Origin of the sequence: Halopseudomonas oceani, from assembly GCF_002903165.1 — a bacterium.
Taxonomy (GTDB): domain Bacteria; phylum Pseudomonadota; class Gammaproteobacteria; order Pseudomonadales; family Pseudomonadaceae; genus Halopseudomonas; species Halopseudomonas oceani.
Window position 1 is genome coordinate 227,263 of record NZ_PPSK01000001.1, and the last position, 17,126, is coordinate 244,388.

The 17,126-nt window shown below is 62.6% G+C and carries 19 protein-coding genes; 7 read left to right on the forward strand and 12 right to left on the reverse strand.

Features of this window, described 5'->3' with window-relative positions:
- Positions 1-26 precede the first annotated feature (26 nt).
- Both C1949_RS01120 and C1949_RS01125 read left to right on the forward strand, forming a co-directional pair.
- A complete protein-coding gene (locus C1949_RS01120) occupies positions 27-587 on the forward strand; it encodes a TRAP transporter small permease subunit (RefSeq protein WP_104736625.1) in 561 nt (186 codons plus the stop codon).
- Positions 587-1,963 carry a TRAP transporter large permease gene (locus C1949_RS01125; protein ID WP_104736626.1) on the forward strand — a complete coding sequence of 459 codons (1,377 nt, stop codon included), beginning with the start codon at positions 587-589 and terminating at the stop codon, positions 1,961-1,963. Before C1949_RS01120 ends, C1949_RS01125 begins: the two co-directional genes overlap by 1 nt.
- A gap of 45 nt (positions 1,964-2,008) precedes the next feature.
- Here C1949_RS01125 and C1949_RS01130 read toward each other — a convergent pair whose 3' ends face one another.
- From C1949_RS01130 to C1949_RS01155, 6 genes are all read right to left on the reverse strand, one after another.
- On the reverse strand, positions 2,009-4,072 hold the full coding sequence (locus C1949_RS01130; protein ID WP_104736627.1) for an LTA synthase family protein: 2,064 nt from the start codon (positions 4,070-4,072) through the stop codon (positions 2,009-2,011).
- A 26-nt stretch (positions 4,073-4,098) separates the two neighbouring features.
- Positions 4,099-4,503, reverse strand: a complete 405-nt coding sequence (locus C1949_RS01135) for a diacylglycerol kinase (RefSeq protein WP_104736628.1) — start codon at positions 4,501-4,503, stop codon at positions 4,099-4,101.
- Positions 4,493-5,203, reverse strand: a complete 711-nt coding sequence (locus C1949_RS01140; protein ID WP_104736629.1) for a lipopolysaccharide kinase InaA family protein — start codon at positions 5,201-5,203, stop codon at positions 4,493-4,495. The genes C1949_RS01135 and C1949_RS01140 overlap by 11 nt, the downstream gene beginning before the upstream one ends.
- Positions 5,200-5,892, reverse strand: a complete 693-nt coding sequence (locus tag C1949_RS01145) for a class I SAM-dependent methyltransferase (RefSeq protein ID WP_104736630.1) — start codon at positions 5,890-5,892, stop codon at positions 5,200-5,202. Before C1949_RS01145 ends, C1949_RS01140 begins: the two co-directional genes overlap by 4 nt.
- A 139-nt stretch (positions 5,893-6,031) precedes the next feature.
- Positions 6,032-7,294 carry a sensor histidine kinase gene (locus tag C1949_RS01150; RefSeq protein ID WP_104736631.1) on the reverse strand — a complete coding sequence of 421 codons (1,263 nt, stop codon included), beginning with the start codon at positions 7,292-7,294 and terminating at the stop codon, positions 6,032-6,034.
- The gene (locus C1949_RS01155) at positions 7,291-7,968 is read right to left on the reverse strand and encodes a response regulator transcription factor (protein ID WP_104736632.1); all 678 of its coding nucleotides are present in this window, start codon (positions 7,966-7,968) and stop codon (positions 7,291-7,293) included. The genes C1949_RS01150 and C1949_RS01155 overlap by 4 nt, the downstream gene beginning before the upstream one ends.
- A gap of 114 nt (positions 7,969-8,082) precedes the next feature.
- Between C1949_RS01155 and C1949_RS01160 the strand changes: the two genes are divergently transcribed.
- From C1949_RS01160 to C1949_RS01170, 3 genes are read left to right on the forward strand one after another with little or no spacing between them, the layout of a single operon-like run.
- Positions 8,083-10,044, forward strand: a complete 1,962-nt coding sequence (locus C1949_RS01160) for an LTA synthase family protein (protein ID WP_104736633.1) — start codon at positions 8,083-8,085, stop codon at positions 10,042-10,044.
- Positions 10,041-10,784 (forward strand): phosphatase PAP2 family protein, encoded by a 744-nt coding sequence (locus C1949_RS01165; RefSeq protein WP_170062972.1) that lies wholly within the window; start codon positions 10,041-10,043, stop codon positions 10,782-10,784. Before C1949_RS01160 ends, C1949_RS01165 begins: the two co-directional genes overlap by 4 nt.
- Entirely contained in the window at positions 10,771-11,484 is a 714-nt protein-coding gene (locus C1949_RS01170; protein ID WP_104736634.1) for a dual specificity protein phosphatase family protein, read from the forward strand. Before C1949_RS01165 ends, C1949_RS01170 begins: the two co-directional genes overlap by 14 nt.
- A gap of 4 nt (positions 11,485-11,488) precedes the next feature.
- Here C1949_RS01170 and lepB read toward each other — a convergent pair whose 3' ends face one another.
- Positions 11,489-12,349: a signal peptidase I gene (lepB, locus tag C1949_RS01175; protein ID WP_170062973.1), complete on the reverse strand. Its 861-nt coding sequence runs from the start codon at positions 12,347-12,349 to the stop codon at positions 11,489-11,491.
- On the opposite strand from lepB, the gene C1949_RS19355 reads away from it, so the two are divergent.
- Entirely contained in the window at positions 12,343-12,531 is a 189-nt protein-coding gene (locus tag C1949_RS19355; RefSeq protein WP_170062974.1) for a hypothetical protein, read from the forward strand. The genes lepB and C1949_RS19355 overlap by 7 nt on opposite strands.
- A gap of 3 nt (positions 12,532-12,534) precedes the next feature.
- Here the strand turns inward: C1949_RS19355 and C1949_RS01180 are convergent, their stop codons facing one another.
- The 4 genes from C1949_RS01180 to C1949_RS01195 all read right to left on the reverse strand — a co-directional run bounded on the left by C1949_RS01180 (position 12,535) and on the right by C1949_RS01195 (position 14,692).
- Entirely contained in the window at positions 12,535-12,900 is a 366-nt protein-coding gene (locus C1949_RS01180; RefSeq protein ID WP_229744316.1) for a DoxX-like family protein, read from the reverse strand.
- 16 nt (positions 12,901-12,916) lie between these two features.
- Positions 12,917-13,324 (reverse strand): thiol-disulfide oxidoreductase DCC family protein, encoded by a 408-nt coding sequence (locus tag C1949_RS01185; RefSeq protein WP_104736637.1) that lies wholly within the window; start codon positions 13,322-13,324, stop codon positions 12,917-12,919.
- A gap of 13 nt (positions 13,325-13,337) precedes the next feature.
- The gene (locus C1949_RS01190) at positions 13,338-13,790 is read right to left on the reverse strand and encodes an RDD family protein (protein ID WP_104736638.1); all 453 of its coding nucleotides are present in this window, start codon (positions 13,788-13,790) and stop codon (positions 13,338-13,340) included.
- 95 nt (positions 13,791-13,885) lie between these two features.
- A complete protein-coding gene (locus C1949_RS01195) occupies positions 13,886-14,692 on the reverse strand; it encodes an AraC family transcriptional regulator (protein WP_104736639.1) in 807 nt (268 codons plus the stop codon).
- Between the two features lie 260 nt (positions 14,693-14,952).
- Here C1949_RS01195 and C1949_RS01200 point away from each other — a divergent pair, with 260 nt between their 5' ends.
- Positions 14,953-16,626 (forward strand): 2-isopropylmalate synthase, encoded by a 1,674-nt coding sequence (locus C1949_RS01200; protein WP_104736640.1) that lies wholly within the window; start codon positions 14,953-14,955, stop codon positions 16,624-16,626.
- Between the two features lie 15 nt (positions 16,627-16,641).
- Here the strand turns inward: C1949_RS01200 and C1949_RS01205 are convergent, their stop codons facing one another.
- A complete protein-coding gene (locus C1949_RS01205; RefSeq protein ID WP_104736641.1) occupies positions 16,642-17,124 on the reverse strand; it encodes a GNAT family N-acetyltransferase in 483 nt (160 codons plus the stop codon).
- Between the last annotated feature and the right edge of the window lie 2 nt (positions 17,125-17,126).

Below are 17,126 nucleotides of genomic sequence, written 5' to 3' on the forward strand. Positions count from 1 at the left end.
CGGCGGCCCTGACGGACTGCTGCCACATGTTCCAACGCCTTACCTCCGCGGGCCTGACGCTGGCCTGCGCCATCGACCGTGCAACCAGCCTGCTCGGCCGCGCCGTTTCCTGGCTGACGTTACTAATGGTGCTGCTGACCTGCGCCGTGGTGCTGCTGCGCTACGGTTTCAACATTGGCGCAACGGCAACCCAGGAAGTCGTCCTCTACGCCCACTCGCTGGTGTTTCTCGGCGCTGCAGCCTGGGCATTGCAGCGGGATGCCCATGTTCGCGTCGACATTTTCTTCCGCCGACTGCAAAACCGTGGCAAAGCGTTGGTTGACCTGACCGGCAGCCTGCTGTTTCTGCTGCCAATGTGCCTGTTTCTGGCGTGGAACTGCTGGGACTATGTAAGCATGTCGTGGCAGCGGCAGGAGCGCTCCGCCGATGCCGGCGGGTTGCCGTGGGTCTATCTGCACAAGAGTTTTATCCTGCTACTGGTCGTCAGCCTGCTGCTGCAGGCCGTGGCGCAGCTCCTCAAGACCCTGGCGGTCCTGAGCGGTGTACAGCCCGGGCATCTGCCGGCCAGCCATGAGGAGCACCTGTAATGGGCGGAGAATTCATGGCGATTGCGCTGTTCGTCTGCCTCTGCCTGGCACTGATGGCCGGCTACCCGGTGGCCTTCACCCTGGGCGGTATCTCGCTGCTGTTCGCCGGTATCGGAATCCTGTTTGACCTGTTTGAGCCGAGCTTCCTGGGCGCCCTGCCGAGCCGCCTGTACGGCACCATGACCAATCAGACACTGATGGCGGTGCCGCTGTTTGTATGTATGGGCGTCATGCTGGAAAAATCCCGCATCGCCGAGGATCTGCTCGACGCCATGGCCCGACTGTTCGGCGGGCTGCGCGGCGGCCTGGCCTTCTCGGTCTGCATCGTCGGGGCGCTGCTCGCCGCCAGCACCGGCATTGTCGGCGCCACCGTGGTCACCCTCGGCCTGCTGGCGCTGCCGACCATGCTGCGGCGCGGCTATGACCCGGCACTGGCCACCGGCACGTTGGCGGCGACCGGCACGCTGGGACAGATCATTCCGCCGTCGATCATTCTGGTGCTGTTGGGCGACGTATTGTCCAATGCCTATCAACAGGCGCAGCAAAAGCTTGGCATCTTTTCGCCGAAGACCGTGACCGTCAGCGACCTGTTCGTCGGCGCACTGCTGCCGGGGCTCCTGCTGGTGCTGCTGTATCTGCTGTATCTGGCGTTTGTCGCCTGGCGCCAGCCAGAAAAACTGCCGGCACCGACGCCGGAGGAGCGTAGCTCCGTATCGATCGCCCAACTGCTGCGCAGCTTGTTGCCACCGTTGCTGTTGATCATGGCCGTGCTGGGGTCGATTCTGGGTGGCGTTGCCACGCCGACCGAGGCCGCCGCAGTCGGGGCGCTGGGTGCCGGCCTGCTGGCTCTGTTCAAGCGCCAGTTGAACATTGGCAAGCTGCGCGAGGTGGCTCAGGCTACCGCCGAGATCAGCGCCATGGTGTTCATGATCCTGCTTGGCGCATCGATCTTTTCGTTGGTATTTCGCGGGTTCGGCGGTGACGAGCTGATCCACGAGCTGTTCCACTCGCTGCCGGGCGGAGCCTTCACCGCCACGCTGGTGGTAATGCTGGTGATCTTCCTGCTCGGCTTTATCCTCGACTTTATCGAGATTACCTTCGTGGTCGTACCGATTGTTGGCCCGGTGCTGCTGAGCATGGGTATCGACCCGGTCTGGCTCGGGGTGATGATCGCGCTGAACCTGCAGACCTCATTCCTCACCCCACCCTTCGGCCTGTCGCTATTCTATCTGCGCGGGGTTACCCCGCCCAGCGTGCCAACCTCGGCCATCTACCGAGGCGTGCTGCCGTTTATCGTCATTCAGTTGCTGATGCTGGCAATTGCGGCCTGCTGGCCCGGTCTGGTGACCTGGCTGCCCACACTGCTTGCGCGCTAACACCGGCACAACCGGGCAGCCGCCCGGTTGGCTGCCTGCCCTCTCTCAATCGCCCTTGCCGGTGGCAAGCTCGACCCCGACCCGGTTCTCCAGCAGCGCCGTGGTCGCGGTCTGCACATAGGCCTTGAGCTGCTCATCCAACTCCGTCGGCACCTGCGGCAGCGGCGTCACAGCGGCCTCCGGGCCGAGCTGATAGCGATAGGCACGGGGCTGCTCGCCGCGCGGCTGGACCACCAGTTGGTCACCCTGCAGCAAGCCCACGGTCTGCCCGCCGCCCGAGGGCTTGATCACACCAAACCCCTTGTCCTCCGTCGGCAACGCGAGCAGATCGCGGCCCCAGCACTGCTGCTGCACCTCGCCGCCGAGGCGCCCCATGATGGTCGGCACGACATCCACCTGAGTGCCGACAATGTCATTGCGCTGGCCAAAGCGCTCAGTGATACCGGGCGCGATCAGCAGCATGGGCACGTTGAACCGCAGCAGATCGAGATCGGTCAGTTGGCGCGGCGTACCAAAGCCATGGTCGCCAATCACCACGAACAGGGTGTCCTTGTACCAGGGCTCGTTGCGTACCTGATCGAAGAACCGGCCCAGCGCCCAGTCGGAATAGCGCATGGCGGTCAGGTGCTCGTCGTTAACACCCTGCCCGCTCACGGCATCCACCGGCAGCGGGTCTGGCAGCGCGTAAGGCGTGTGGTTGGACAGGGTCTGCAGCAGTGCGTAGAACGGGCGCGTATGATCCAGCGCATTCAGTTCAGTGACAGCTCGGTCAAACATGTCCTGATCGGACACGCCCCAGGTCGGATCGGAAAAGACCGGATTGACGTACTCGTTACGACCAATGAAATGGCGCATGCCCTGCTTGCCGAAAAAGCCCTTCTGGTTGTCCCAGGCAAAGTCGCCGTTATAGACATACAGGTCGTCGAAACCACGCTTGCTCAGCAACTGCGGCAGACCTGAAAACGCATGGCCACCCTCCGGCTCCTGCATCAGGTATTCAAAACCGGGCAGATTGGGGAAACAGGCCATGGTCGCGAACATGCCCTGATGAGTGTGAGTGCCGTTGGAGAAGTAACGGGTAAACAGCAGACCCTCTTTACTCAGCCGGTCGAACTCCGGGGTAATCCCCAGCGGCGAACCCAGCGCACCGGTGTAGTAGCCGGCAAAACTCTCCATCAACACCACCACCACATTGCGCACCGGCAGCACGGTCTCAGCCGGGGACTCGGACTTCCGGCGGACCGGCGCCTGCTCGGCATCGATCAGCTGATCGTTCGCGGTCAGCAGCAGATGACGGGTTACTTCGGTTGCCTTGCTGTCATCCATCAAACCAAGCCAGGCATTGTTGCGGTGATCGGAAAACTGCGCCTTGGCCGCTGAATACAACGTCAGCGCCGGGGTCAGGCCAAGCTGATTGGTAAACGTCGATTCGGTGGTGAAAGCATCGCCCCAGCGCAGCGGTGGCCCCTGCCGCAAAGTGCCGCGCGCCAGCACGGTCGAACTGATTAGCAACAGCAACAGCACCGAAACCCGCGCCGTCAGCGCCCCCAGCCGACTATGCTGCCGATTGGCGGCACTGTCCGGCAGGCGGGTGTGACGATCCAGCAAGCGGTAGCTGCGGTACATCAGCCAGCTGACCAGAGCCATGCCAAGCAGCAGTCGTACCACCGGGAAGCCATACCAGAGCATGCTCAGTACGGTCGCCGGATCTTCCTGCAGATACTGAAATACCAGTGTGTTCAAACGCTGGTGAAACTCCCGGTAGAAACTCAGCTCGATGGTGCCGAGCAGACACAACAGCAGGGTCGCCAGCGTCAGCCACAAACACTGCAACGTGCGCATGGCCATCAGCCGCGCGCTGAGAACGGTGAGCATCAACGGCGCGCCGACGATGACGACGACCCGCAGGTCAAAGCGCAGGCCGTTGAAAAAGGCCTCCAACAGGTCGCCACGGGTTACTTCCGCAGCCAGCTCCCAGTTCCATACCAGCAAGGCGCCACGCAACAGGGTCAACATCAGAGTCAGCGCTGCCAGCGCACCGACGATGAACAACAGCTGGCCGCGCAGGCCAACCACCGGCCGGCTGGCCGAGGCAGTAGACAGGGTCATCAAACAGTTTCCACAGGCAAGCCCGCTCAGGCGGGCGAGAAAAGAATCAGGCTCCAGACGCTGGTGATCAGCAACAGCGCGAGCATCTGCGCCGCACTGCCCAGATCTTTGGCGCGCTTGGATAGCGGGTGCAGCTCCAGCGAAATACGATCCACCACGGCCTCGATGGCCGAATTGATCAGCTCAACGATCAGCGCCAGCAGCACCACCCCGACCATCAGGGCACGCTCCACACCACTGACCGGCAGCCAGAACGCCAGCGGAATCAACACCACCGCCAGAAACAGCAACTGACGGAACGCGGCCTCAAAGGTAAAGGCCGCACGCAGACCGGCGAGCGAGTATCCCGTCGCCTTGAACACCCGGATGAACCCGCCGCGACTCTTCAGCTTCAACGCATCCGCTGCTTCGGATATCGACTCAGGCTGCATGGCGGCTGTCTCCAGTGCGCCCTTGCAGGCTGTGATAGCAGCCCAGGAAATATTGCCAGTCACTCTCCGGCATGCCCTCACGACGGCGGCGCAGCTGGTCGAGATCATGCCGCACCGCACGACTGCGCAGCAGGCGACGACGACTCTTCTCCAGATCCAGCAAGGCGACCTCGGCATGGTCGCCGTTTACCCGAACATAGATGTGCTTGGCGTACAGGCAGCCGTGCTGGCGTCGACCGCCATGCAAGCGCCGCAGTACCACAGCCAGCTGCTGCAACACCGCGCGCCGCTGGGTTGCTGTCGCCGTGCCGGCGTACCACTGCCCCAGACTGACATAACCGCTCAGTTCCTCGGTTACCAGCAGCCCCTGCCAACGCCCCTGTTCACGCCTGGCGGCACAGAACACCAGTTTGGGCACGGGTACCAGGAGCTGCTCGCAGGCGCGCAAGGCCTCCTCTTCCCGCAGCACGGTCGGCCGGCCAAGCGGATGCAGCCAGCTACGGTAAATATGACCCGCCTGACGTTTGCTGTAGAGCCTCGGCTGGCCGCGGCCCTGAGCGGGGAGCAGTTTCACGCCACTCTGACCTCCGCGCCGCTGATTGGGCTCCTCAACCCACTCGCCATCCATATACCACCAGCGCTCAAAACGCGCCTGAATAAACGACGGCAGGCGGCCCTGGGCCGAGATGACCGCGCTCATGCGTCCACCTTGCGCAGCACGTAGACCCGCCACATGGCGTAACCCGGCAGAAAATCGTGATGGCTAAGCTCATTGAATCCCGCCTCACGGAACTCGGCTTCGATCACGTCACGCGCGACCACAAAGCGGTTCTGATTCTGACCTGCCCGCCCCTGGCTGGCGCGACGCGCCTCCAGACGGCTGCGTTTCCACGATTTGTAGTTGCCGTCGACCCACAACGAGATGATCAGGGTGTCGCGGGTGACCCGGGCACATTCGCGCAGCAAGGCAAGGCGGTGCTCATGATCGGCCACATGGTGAATCAGCCGCATACAGAAGATGCTGTCGACCGCGTTATCGCCCAGATCGATGTCAAAGGCAGAGGTCTGGAACGCCTTGACCCGTCCCACCACGTCCGCTGGCTGGCCAGCCAGCGCGGTCTGGATCATGTCCGCCGAGTTATCGGCAGCGAGAATCACCCGATTCGGCGCCTCGGCCAGCAGCGGCCAGAAACGGCCGGCGCCACAGGGCAGATCCAGCACCAGGTTGGGCTCACCGGCGTCTTTCAGGGCACGGCGGGCCAGCTGCATGTCACGCCAGTTGGACAGACGGCGCGACAGGCCGCTCTGATGCTTACTGAAATACTGCTGGGAGTGATCCCGGTCGTACTTGTCGGAGAACGCGAGTTCAATTGGCTTGGCTTCAGACATGACGGTGATCCTGATGAGGAAGTTGCCGCCAGACTAGGCGCCAAGGCATCAAGGTCGCGTCAAAGCAATGTCAAAATTTCGTGAAAGAGCCGGACAACAGGACGTCAGCCGGCGTTTGCCGACCGAGCGCAGCCGGGACTCACCCCAGCCGCACCTCAAAACAGCTGCCCCCCGCTGCCGGAGAGTACATGGTTACCGACCAGCCCTGATGGGCACAGATCCGCTTGACCAGCGACAAACCCAGCCCCAGCCCTTCACCTCGGGCCTGGCTACCACGAACAAAGGGTTCGAAAATGTCGCTCTGCTGGTCCCTCGGCACCCCGGGCCCGGTGTCCTCCACCCGGAAGCAGCCGGCACCCAGCAGCAACCGGACCTGCCCCTGCTCGGTGTAGTGCAGCGCATTGCGCAACAGATTCGACATCACCGTCCCCAGCAGCCCCGGATGATACTGGCCAGCGTCCTCTGCCTCGACGATCAGCTCAAAGCTCAGACCCTTTTCAGCGAAAGCGCTATGCCAGCGCTCGGTCTGTTCCTGTGCAACCGACAGCAGGGAGGCATTGCCGGTCATCTTCACCGGCTGGCCCTTGGCCCGCGCCAACAGCAGGAAGGTGCCGACCAGCTCGCGCATTTCCTCCGCTGCACGGGCGATGCGGTCAACCTGCCGCTGCTCACGCTCACCCAGCTGCGCTGCCTCCAGCAGTTCCGTGGAGGTAGCAATAATCATCAACGGCGTACGCAGCTCATGGCTCACGTCTCCGGTAAACAGCCGTTCACGCTCCAGCGAGCGGCGCAGCTGACTGAGGGTCGAATCGAAAGCCTCGGCCAAATGCCCCACCTCATCATCCGGGTAGTCCGGTGCCAACGGCGGCGCCAGCAGCAGCAATTGATCCCGATGGCGCACCTGGCCCGCCAGCCGGATGATCGGGGCGAGAATCTTTTGTGCCATTAGCCAGCCCAGCAGGCAACCGAGCAGGACACTGAGCATGAAGCCGGCAAACACCACCGCGAACAGTACCTTCTCGCGCGCCTCAAACTCGGCCTGTTCTTGCACCAGCACAAACCGCTGAGTACCAATCTGGCGAATGTAGACGTAGGCAGCAAATTCGTCGTCCACCAGCTCGCTGAAGCCCTCATCGAGGTCACGCAGCGGCTGCGGTATTTCGTAGCCAGGCATGTGCGAGGCATACAGCCGGGTCTTGGCATCAAGGCGGGGCGGCAGGCCTTGCGCCAGATCCTGCTCCAGCACGCTGTCCAGCTCTTCGCTCATCTCTTGTGACACCAGGTGCTCTTCAACGAAATGCACAATGGCGACGATCCCCAGCGAAAACACGCCGCTGACTGCCAACGTCATCAAGGTGAAGGCAATTACGATCCGCCGCCGCAGCGGCTGCTTACGGATCATTGCGCTGGCTCCGCCAGGCTGTAGCCAACCCCGTGCACGGTGTGAATCAGCGGCGTTTCAAAGGGTTTGTCGACGATCTGACGCAACTGGTGGATATGGCTGCGCAGGCTGTCGCTGTCGGGCAGCTCGTCGCCCCAGAGCGCCTCTTCCAGCACGTTGCGGCGAATCACCGCCGGGCTTTTGCGCATCAGCACTTCCAGTAGCTTGAGCCCGACTGGGTTGAGTTTGAGCGCCTTGCCGGCACGGTTGACCTGCAGGGTATCGAGGTCATAGCTCAAATCACCCACCTGCAGGCGGTGACGGCCACCGCCGCTGCTGCGGCGCAGAATGGCTTCGATGCGCGCCACCAGTTCGGACAGTGCAAAGGGTTTGAGCAGATAATCATCAGCGCCGACTTTCAACCCCTTGAGTCGGTCGTCCAGCGCGTCGCGCGCGGTCAACATGATAATCGGCGTGTCGCGACCGGCGTCATCACGCAGCCGCTGACAGAGCTGATAGCCGTCCATGCCGGGCAACATGATATCCAGCACGATCAGGTCATAGTGATCACTGACCGCCAGATGCAGACCGGATACACCGTCCTGCGCACAATCCACCGTGTAGCCCTTGAGCTGCAGGTAGTCCATCACGTTGGCGAGGATATCGCGGTTATCCTCAATGACCAGAATACGCATGCAGGTGCTCTCCAAAAAACCACTCGGCTTGACGAAATTTTCACAGCGCGTTGACGCAGCGCCGACAGCAAGATCACCACACTGCGACGGTCGATTTCAACCATGGACCGTCACATGCCCCTGCTCAAATCCGCCCAGGCCCGTTTCCTAGGCTTGCTCGCCAGCCTCTGGCTCGGTGTTTTCGTTGTCACCCGTTCGATCCTGCTGCTGACCCACCTGGGCGAAGCGCAACTCAGCGCCGGCGGTGTGCTGCGCCTGTACGGCGAAGGAATGATCTACGACCTGACCTTCCTGCTCTACGCCCTCGCGCCACTGGCACTGTACCTGCTGCTGTGTCCGGCCTGGCTATGGCGCAAGCGCTGGCACCTGCGCCTGCTGCAGGTAGCCATGACCTTCGGCGTTTTCCTGATGCTGTTCACTGCGGTCGCCGAATGGCTGTTCTGGGACGAGTTCGGGGTGCGCTTCAACTTCATCGCGGTCGACTATCTGGTCTACTCCGACGAGGTGATCAACAACATCCTCGAGTCCTACCCGGTCTATCCGCTGCTGGCAGCGCTGACCGTCATCGCCGTGATCACCACCGCGCTGCTGCAACCACGGGTTCGCCGCATCGCCGCCGCCCCCTTGCTAAGCTGGCCCGAACGCGGCATCAGCCTGGCAGGCGCAGTTACGGCCGTCGCCCTGAGCATTTTGGTGGTCGGTCAGGACTTCCCGCGCAGCAGCGGCGGAAACGCCTATCAGCACGAACTGGCCAGCAACGGCCCGTACCAGTTCTTCGCCGCCTTCCGTAACAACGAACTGGACTACACCCAGTTCTACCCGCAACTGCCCGAAACGACCGCCGCCACCACCCTGCGTGATGAGGTCAGTGAAGCCAATGCCCGCTTTGTCGACACCGACCCGATGGGCGTTCGCCGGCAGATCGACAACCCCGGCCAGCCGCGCAAGCTGAACCTGATTTTGGTCACCGTCGAGAGCCTCAGCGCCAAGTACATGGGCAGCGAAGGCGATGCGCGCAATCTGACCCCTAACCTCGACGCCCTGCGCCAGCAGAGCCTCTACTTCAACCAGTTCTACGCCACCGGCACCCGCACCACCCGCGGCCTGGAAGCCATCACCCTGTCGATCCCGCCGACCCCCGGCCGCTCGATAGTCAAGCGCATCGGCCGCGAAACCGGGTTTGCCAGTCTTGGCCAGCAACTCGGCGCGCAGGGCTACGACAGCGTGTTTGTCTACGGTGGCCGCGGCTACTTCGACAACATGAACGCCTTCTTCGCCGGCAACGGCTACCGAGTAGTCGATCAGGCCAGCGTGCCTGACGAGGAAGTCACCTTCACCAACGCCTGGGGTATGAGCGACGAAGACCTCTACAACCAGACCCTGAAGCTGGCCGACGCCGATGCCGCCGCGGGCAAGCCGTTCCTGCTGCAGCTGATGACCACCTCCAACCACCGCCCCTACAGCTATCCGGAAGGCCGCATCGACATCCCGTCCGGCACCGGCCGCGAAGGCGCGGTGAAATACACCGACTACGCCATCGGCCAGTTCCTCGCGCAGGCGCGTGAGAAACCCTGGTTCAAGGACACCGTCTTCGTGTTCGTTGCCGACCACACCGCCGGCAGCGCCGGCAAGGAAGACCTGCCGGTGCACAACTACCACATCCCGCTGTTCGTCTACGCCCCAGGCCTGATCGACGCCCGCGAGGACAGCCGCGTGGCTAGCCAGATCGATCTGGCACCGACGCTGATGGGCCTGCTGAACATGGATTACACCTCGACTTTCTTCGGCCATAACCTGCTGCGCCCGGATACCGGCCCGGGACGGGCGCTGATCGGTAACTACCAGCATCTGGGTCTGTTTGACGGTCAGGATCTGGCGATCCTGAGCCCGCGCGGCCTGATCCGCCGGCACGACGACGCCATGGGACTGAGCGTGGAAAAGGCGGCGCAGGCAACTGATCCGCTGGTCCGCCGCGCCATTGCCTACTACGAAGGCGCCAGCTACGACTACGGCCACCGACTGCTGGCCTGGCAGCCCTCCAGCAGCCACCCGGTCCGTCAGGTCAGCCAGCGATGAGCAGCCCTGCGCGGGTGTCGCGCCCCTTTCCTGTTGGTCGCTGGCTGCTGATTCCGGCAGCAGTCATGGCGCTGATGCTGATGTTTGACACCAGCGCGCTGGATTTCTGGTTCTCCGACCTGTTCTACGTACCGGGCGACGGCTTCGTCGGTCGCCACAGCTTCTTCCTCGAAGACATCCTGCACGACCGGGTCAAGCAGGCGGTGATTGTCATCGGCGTACTGGCGATCATCGGGTTTGTGCTCAGCCTGCTGCCGACCCGGCTGAGGCGCTGGCGGCCGGAACTGGGCTATCTGGTGCTGTCGCTGGCCTTGGCTACCAGCCTGGTCACCCCGCTCAAGCAGCTGACCAACGTGCCCTGCCCCTGGAGTCTGGTGCAATACGGCGGCACGGAGATTCACACGCCGCTGCTATCAGTCCGCCCCGACAGCAACAAACCCGGACGCTGCTGGCCCGGCGGTCATGCCTCTTCCGGGTTCTCGCTGCTGGCCTTGTTCTTTGCCCTGCGTGACCGCTTTCCGCGGGCCGCCCGCGGCGCCCTGATCGGCGCACTGGCGCTAGGCACCGTGCTGTCACTCGGGCGCACCATGCAGGGCGCACATTTCCTCTCGCACAACGTCTGGACCCTGTTGTTCGACTGGTGCATCTGCCTGCTCTGTTACCGGCTACTGCTGTATCGGCCAGCCGTCGCAGCGCGTAACGTCAGCCAGGCTGGGGAGCTCCGTCATGAAGCCGCGTAATCTGTTGCTCGTGGCCGGCCTGCCGCTGGCACTGCTGGGTGTCATCGCGCTGGCCCGACCCGACGTCCTGCGCAGCGACCACGTCGACATGCCGGCACCCACCCTCAGCGCCGGGCAGGCGCGTCCGGCCAACTGGGCAACCCCGATTGATCCGCAGCTGCGTCTGTATCGCATGGCACCCAACCTGTATCGCAGCGCCCTGCCGGACAGCGGGGACCTGTCGACGCTGCAGGCGCAAGGTATCCATACCGTGATCAATTTCTACCAGCGCAACGACGACTGGCTGGCAGGCAGCGAGCTGACCGCCATCCACGAACCACTGCACGCCGACCGGGTAACCGACACCGACGTGATCCGCGTGCTGCGCGCGATCCGCGCCGGCCAGCAACAGGGTGGTGTGCTGATCCACTGCAAGCACGGCCAGAACCGCACCGGGCTGATGACCGCCATGTACCGCATGGTGTTCGAGGGCTGGAGCCGCGAACAGGCGCTGGCCGAGATGCTCGAAGGCGGCTTCGGCGACGGAGAGCTGATGACCGATGCGGTCGGCTACCTGAATCGGGTCGACGTGGAGGCCGTGCGCACGGCGATGGATGAGGGCCGCTGCAGCACCCAGGCGCTGGCACTGTGTCAGGTCAGCGACTGGTGGCGCCGCCAGACAGGTGAGATTGACCAGCGGGTAGCGCAACTGGAAGACTGAGCCGTCAGGGCGTGGATGCTGCCGGGTCTGTCTTGTTCACCAGCCAGACCATCTCGCCCACCACCCGCTCGGCCAACACCGATCCCCAGTAACGGCTATCGTTGGAATTGTCGCGATTGTCACCCAGAAAGAAGTAGTGCCCTTGCGGCACCTTGAACGTCTGGATCGGCTGCGGCGCAGCAGCGTCCAGTTGCTGAATCCGGTAGGACTGGCCGCCATTTCGCTCACGGTAGATCCGTATCCCCTCGCTGTCCGACAGCAGCTCCCGGGGCAGACGCTCGCCGTTGATGACGACGCCGTCCGGGGTCAGCGCGATCACATCACCGGGCAGTGCCATCAACCGCTTCACATACAGCGCATCGTGTCCGGGAGGATAGAACACGTAAATCTGACCGCGCTGCAGGCGCGCCGTATCGAGCTGATCGCTACCGGGCAAGGTGAAACCGAACAGGCTGCGATGGGCAAAGCCCCGCTTCTGCGCAACAAACAGATTCCCCTCCATCAGCGTCGGGCGCATCGAGGCAGACGGCACCTGATAGGGCTCATAGAGGAAGGTCCGCGCCCCCAAAATACTCACCATCACCGCGAGATAGAGGCCAACCGCCACACTGGCACGATTGAACCAGCGGCGCGGCGTCTGCGGGTCGTAACGCCTCGCAATCATCACCGCGTGCAGCGGGCAGATCAGGCTGAACAGCAAGGTCAACGCCAGCTCGTAATACCAGTCGATTCCCGCGGTCACCAGCGAGACCAGCAGGTAACCCCAGAACAAGCGGGGCCGGTTGACATAGAGAAACACAAACGGCTGCAGCACGATGCCAAGCAGCACCGTCAGCCAGAGACGGGGTTTCCACGGTGATGACACAACCTCTCCTTGCGCTAGAGACCCGAGCAGGCCATGCCTTGATTGACCATCGCTTTGTTTCAAGGTTGCAGCTGGCGGCGATAAGCCCATTGGAACGTTTGGGTGAATCGGCCGATATCGCTGGCACCGTCGCATTCCTGTGCAGCAAGGACGGTGGCTGGGTCAACGGCGGTTTTACCTGAACGTCAGCTGTCTGCAGTGCGCTCCAGATGGCATATCAGCAGGCAAAGCAGCAAGACCGGCAGATTGGTCGACACCGGATTGAACGCCTCGATCAACAGCATCGGGGCGAACAAGGCAACGTAGCCAAGCAAGCCGACCAGCCCGAACCCGGCGGCGACTACCGGCCAGCGGCCGAACCAGCCAGACAGAATAAGCAAGCCGAGCAAAACCTCAGCCGCTCCGGCCAGCGGCGAAATCACCTGTGCGTTCAGGCCCAGACCTGACGCCTCGACCATCTGCACTTCGACCGGGCTGAGAAACAGCAGCTTGGGCACCAGGCCGTGGTAGATGAAAACAAACGCCAGCATCCAGCGACACCAGCGTGCCACCCTCAACGTCTCCTGCCTACTCATCAACAAAGCGCCCCGCGTGGTCGGCCGCCGGCAAGCGACACAGTTCATAACGACCAAACAGCCGGTAACGATTCAGCGCAATACGGTCATAGAGCCAATCGCGCAGCGGGCGCGGGATCAGCCGAAACAGGCACAGTCCGCGCCACGGCCAGCCGAGCCGAGCCATGACAACAAAGAACGCCGCACTTTTTTCGAAGCAGCGTTCGCCATCAACCACCAGCATGGTTTCAAAGGTATCGGTGGGATAGCCGTGTCGTGCCAACAGTCGCTGTCCGGCCGGTGACTGCACGCTGCAGAGCCGAAACCGGTGATCAATATCGTGCTCGATAATGAAGTTGGCCCAGGCGCTGCACAGTTTGCACACACCATCGAACAGGATCACGGGTGTTGGCTCGTCCATCTGTGCGCCTGCCCTATTCCCGGCCTGCGAAGCGCACTGGCTCACGGGGCTCGACAATCACCACGCTGCCGGCAATCTTGTCATGCCAACCCTGCTTGCGAGCATCGAAGGCCACCCAGAGAAAACCCAGGCAGAGCGGCAGCGCCGACACAAAGTAACCGACATAGCGCAGGATACATTGGCCCAGCGGCAACGGCTCACCGGTACGCGCATCGACCACCCGCAAACGCAGCAGCATCTTGCCCGGTGTACCGAGAAAGCGGCGCCAGAACCAGAGGGTGGCGATAAAGGGCACAACGTAGCTGAGCAACACATCCCAAAAGCCGTGCACCAGGGTTTCATCGACCCAGTAGCTTTCACCGTAGATCAGCGCCAGCGGCACCATCAGCACCACGCCGAAAACCACAGAATCAATCAGGGTAGCGCCGAAACGCAGCCAGAAACCGGCGTATTGGGGTTCACTCATGGTCAGTCCTTTGGGCAAATGAAAATCCCCGAAAGCATATCAGGCCTGACTCGCAAAATGTGCGCTGCGCTGGCGGGACTGAACACGCCGTTGGGTTACAACACCGGTCTGCTCGCGGTAAATGCCGAGGGTGGCTGCCCGAACTGCTTGCGAAACGCCGTAGTGTAAGCACTATGGCTATCGTAGCCGCTGGCAAGTGCAACTTGGGTGATTGGCACGCCCTGCAGCAACAGCGTCAGCGACGACATCAGCCGCAACTGCTGACGCCACCTGCCAAAGGTCATGCCGGTAGACTGCTGGAAGCGCCGGTGGAATGTTTTGATGCCAACTGCCAGTCTGTCGGCCCACACGGCAGCGGTGCCGGTATCGCCCGGATTGTCCACCAGCGCCTGACACACCTGCTGAATCGGGTTGGCGGCTCCGCCCGTCGGCCACGGCAGGTGCAGCGGCAGAACGGGCTGCGCATGCAACTCCTCAACCAGCAGCTCACCCAGCAGCGCCATCCGCCTGTCGCCGACAGCCGCGTTATCGGCTCGGGTCAGCGCCATGATCAGCTCACGCAGCAAACCCGAGACATGCACCACGCAGTCGGCCGCTGGCAAACGCGCGCACACATCCTCCCGTACGAACAACCCGTGAGCCTGCAACGCGACCGGAACCACCAGCCGGTGCTGCACACCCGCCCGCAACCAGACCGCCGCCGTGGGCGGCACCAGCCACTGCCCGCTTTCGGCTTCCACCCGCAGCAGTCCGCGGTCGGCATAGATCAGGTGCCCCTGCGGGTGCTGGTGTGCAGGTACGACATGGCCCGCAGGGTAGCGAACCGCCACGCCGGATACCGACCAGGTGTCGACACTCGGATCAAGTGCATGACCACCGTATTCAGGAGAGTGAAAGCCCATGCCGAGGCAATATGTCCATATGGATAAATAATCTGTCTATTTTTATGTAGATAGACAAATGCCGCAAGCCTAGCATCAGTGACACATCCATTGGGGCTATTCACCTGGTTGGTGCGCGCGTTTGCCCAACGGCGGCTACCGCTGATGGTCGCATGATCGTGCGTGTCGTGACCCGCCCTCAATTCACCTGACCCGGCCATTATCTGCGTGAGCCAGACAACGGGAATCAGGCAGATAACAATTTCGCTGGAGTGCTGTTCATGTTGACCGACCCTTCCCGGAAATACCACGCGGCCTCTCAGGTCGATCTCAGCGACCGCCAATGGCCGTCACGGACCATGAAGCAAGCGCCGATCTGGCTGTCCACCGACTTGCGCGACGGCAACCAGGCGCTGTTTGAACCGATGAACCGTGAACGCAAGTTACGTCTGTTCGATACCCTAGTACGCATCGGGTTTAAGGAAATAGAACTGGGCTTTCCCGCCGCATCAAGCACGGATTTCGCGATCGTTCGCACCCTCATCGACACGAATCAGATCCCTGATGACGTCACTCCGATGGTCATGACTCAATTGCGCGAAGACCTGATCACCGACACTGTGCGCAGCGTCGCAGGTGCCCGCCGGGTCATCGTTCATCTCTACAACGCAGTGGCCCCCGTCTGGCGCGAGGTCGTGTTCGGCATGAGCGTGCCACAGATCACCGCCATGGTTGAGCACCATATCGCCCTGTTCAAACGGCTGACGGCGGCCCACCCCGAAACCGAGTGGGTATTGCAATATTCGCCGGAGACCTTCTGCATGGCTGAGCTTGAGGTGTCACTCGCCGTCTGCAACGCCGCCATCCGCGCCTGGGACGCCGGGCCACAACGCCGGATGGTCATCAATCTGCCGACTACCGTGGAAGTCGCCACCCCCAATGTGTTCGCCGATCAGGTCGAGTGGATGGACCGGCGGCTGGAGCGACGCGAGCACATAACCCTGTCGGTGCACCCTCACAACGACCGGGGCACCGGCGTCGCCTGCGCCGAACAGGCGATACTGGCGGGCGCGCAGCGGGTCGAAGGGTGTCTGTTTGGCAATGGTGAGCGCAGCGGCAATGTCGATCTGGTAACGCTGGCACTGAATCTGTACACCCAGGGCATCGCGCCAGACCTGGATTTTTCCGACATTGCGGCGATTGCCCGGGTGGCCGAAGAGTGCACCGCACTGCCGATTCATCCGCGCCACCCCTACGTTGGCGACCTGGTGTTCACCGCATTCTCCGGTTCGCATCAGGATGCCATCGCCAAGGGCTTTGCTGCACAGAAGCCCGACGCGACCTGGCGCGTGCCTTACCTGCCGATTGACCCAAAAGACCTGGGCCGCACCTATGACAGCATCGTGCGCGTCAACAGCCAGTCGGGAAAAGGCGGTATTGCCTTTCTGCTGCAGCGCGACAACGGCATCAGCATGCCGCGCCGCATGCAGGTCGAGTTCAGTTCGATCGTGCAGGCACAGGCCGACGCCAGCGAAACGGAGCTGGCCAGCGAGCAGATCTGGGAGCTCTTCGAGCGAACCTACCTTGCCCCGACCCGGGAGCAGTCGCCCTTCATCTATCGCAGCCATCGCCTGTTCGAGCATGCGGACGGCCAGGGCATTGCCCTGGAGCTGGCTGACGCGGATGGTGCCCTCAAGGCTTTGTCGGGGTCAGGCAACGGGCCCATTGCTGCAACGGTCGCGGCACTGGGTATGCCGCTGCGCATCGACAGCTACGAGGAGCGCAGCCTGGGAGCAGGGTCGGATGCCGCTGCAGTGGCGATCGTAGAGGCCGCCATGCCGAATGTCCCCGGCTCGCGTTTTGGCGTCGGCCGGCACGCGAATATCACCACGGCCTCGATTCTGGCGGTACTGAGTGCGGCGGCCCGGTTCTCCGAAACCCCGGCAGCCCGTTGATCAGGACGCCGCACCTCAGCCGTGCGGCAGCGTCTCTGTGGAACCCGCAATGACCTTGGCGTAATGAAAAAAAGCGTCATCGCGAACCCAGCCAGTCGACTCATAGAGCCGCTGCGCCGAAGTATTGGTAACCGCCGTCGCCAATTCCATCCGCACCGCGCCATACGCCTGTGCCTGCTGGCCGGCCGCTGCCAGCAACAACTCGGCCACGCCCTGACGACGGTAATCGGCAGCCACGAACAGATCGTAGAGAATGCAGATCGGCGCCATATCCACCGAGCAGAAAGTCGGGTAAAGCTGGCAGAAGCCGGCCAGCTCCCCCCCAGCGGTCTGCGCCATCAGTACGATGGATTCACCACGCTGCAAACGGGCACGCAGATAGGCGGTTGCGCCGGCGGGGTCTGTCGGTTGTTCATAAAACTGGCGATACAGGTCGAACAGCACGCCAACCTGCTCGGCGTCAGCGGCGGTTGCCAGAGAAATACGGAAAGAAGTCATAG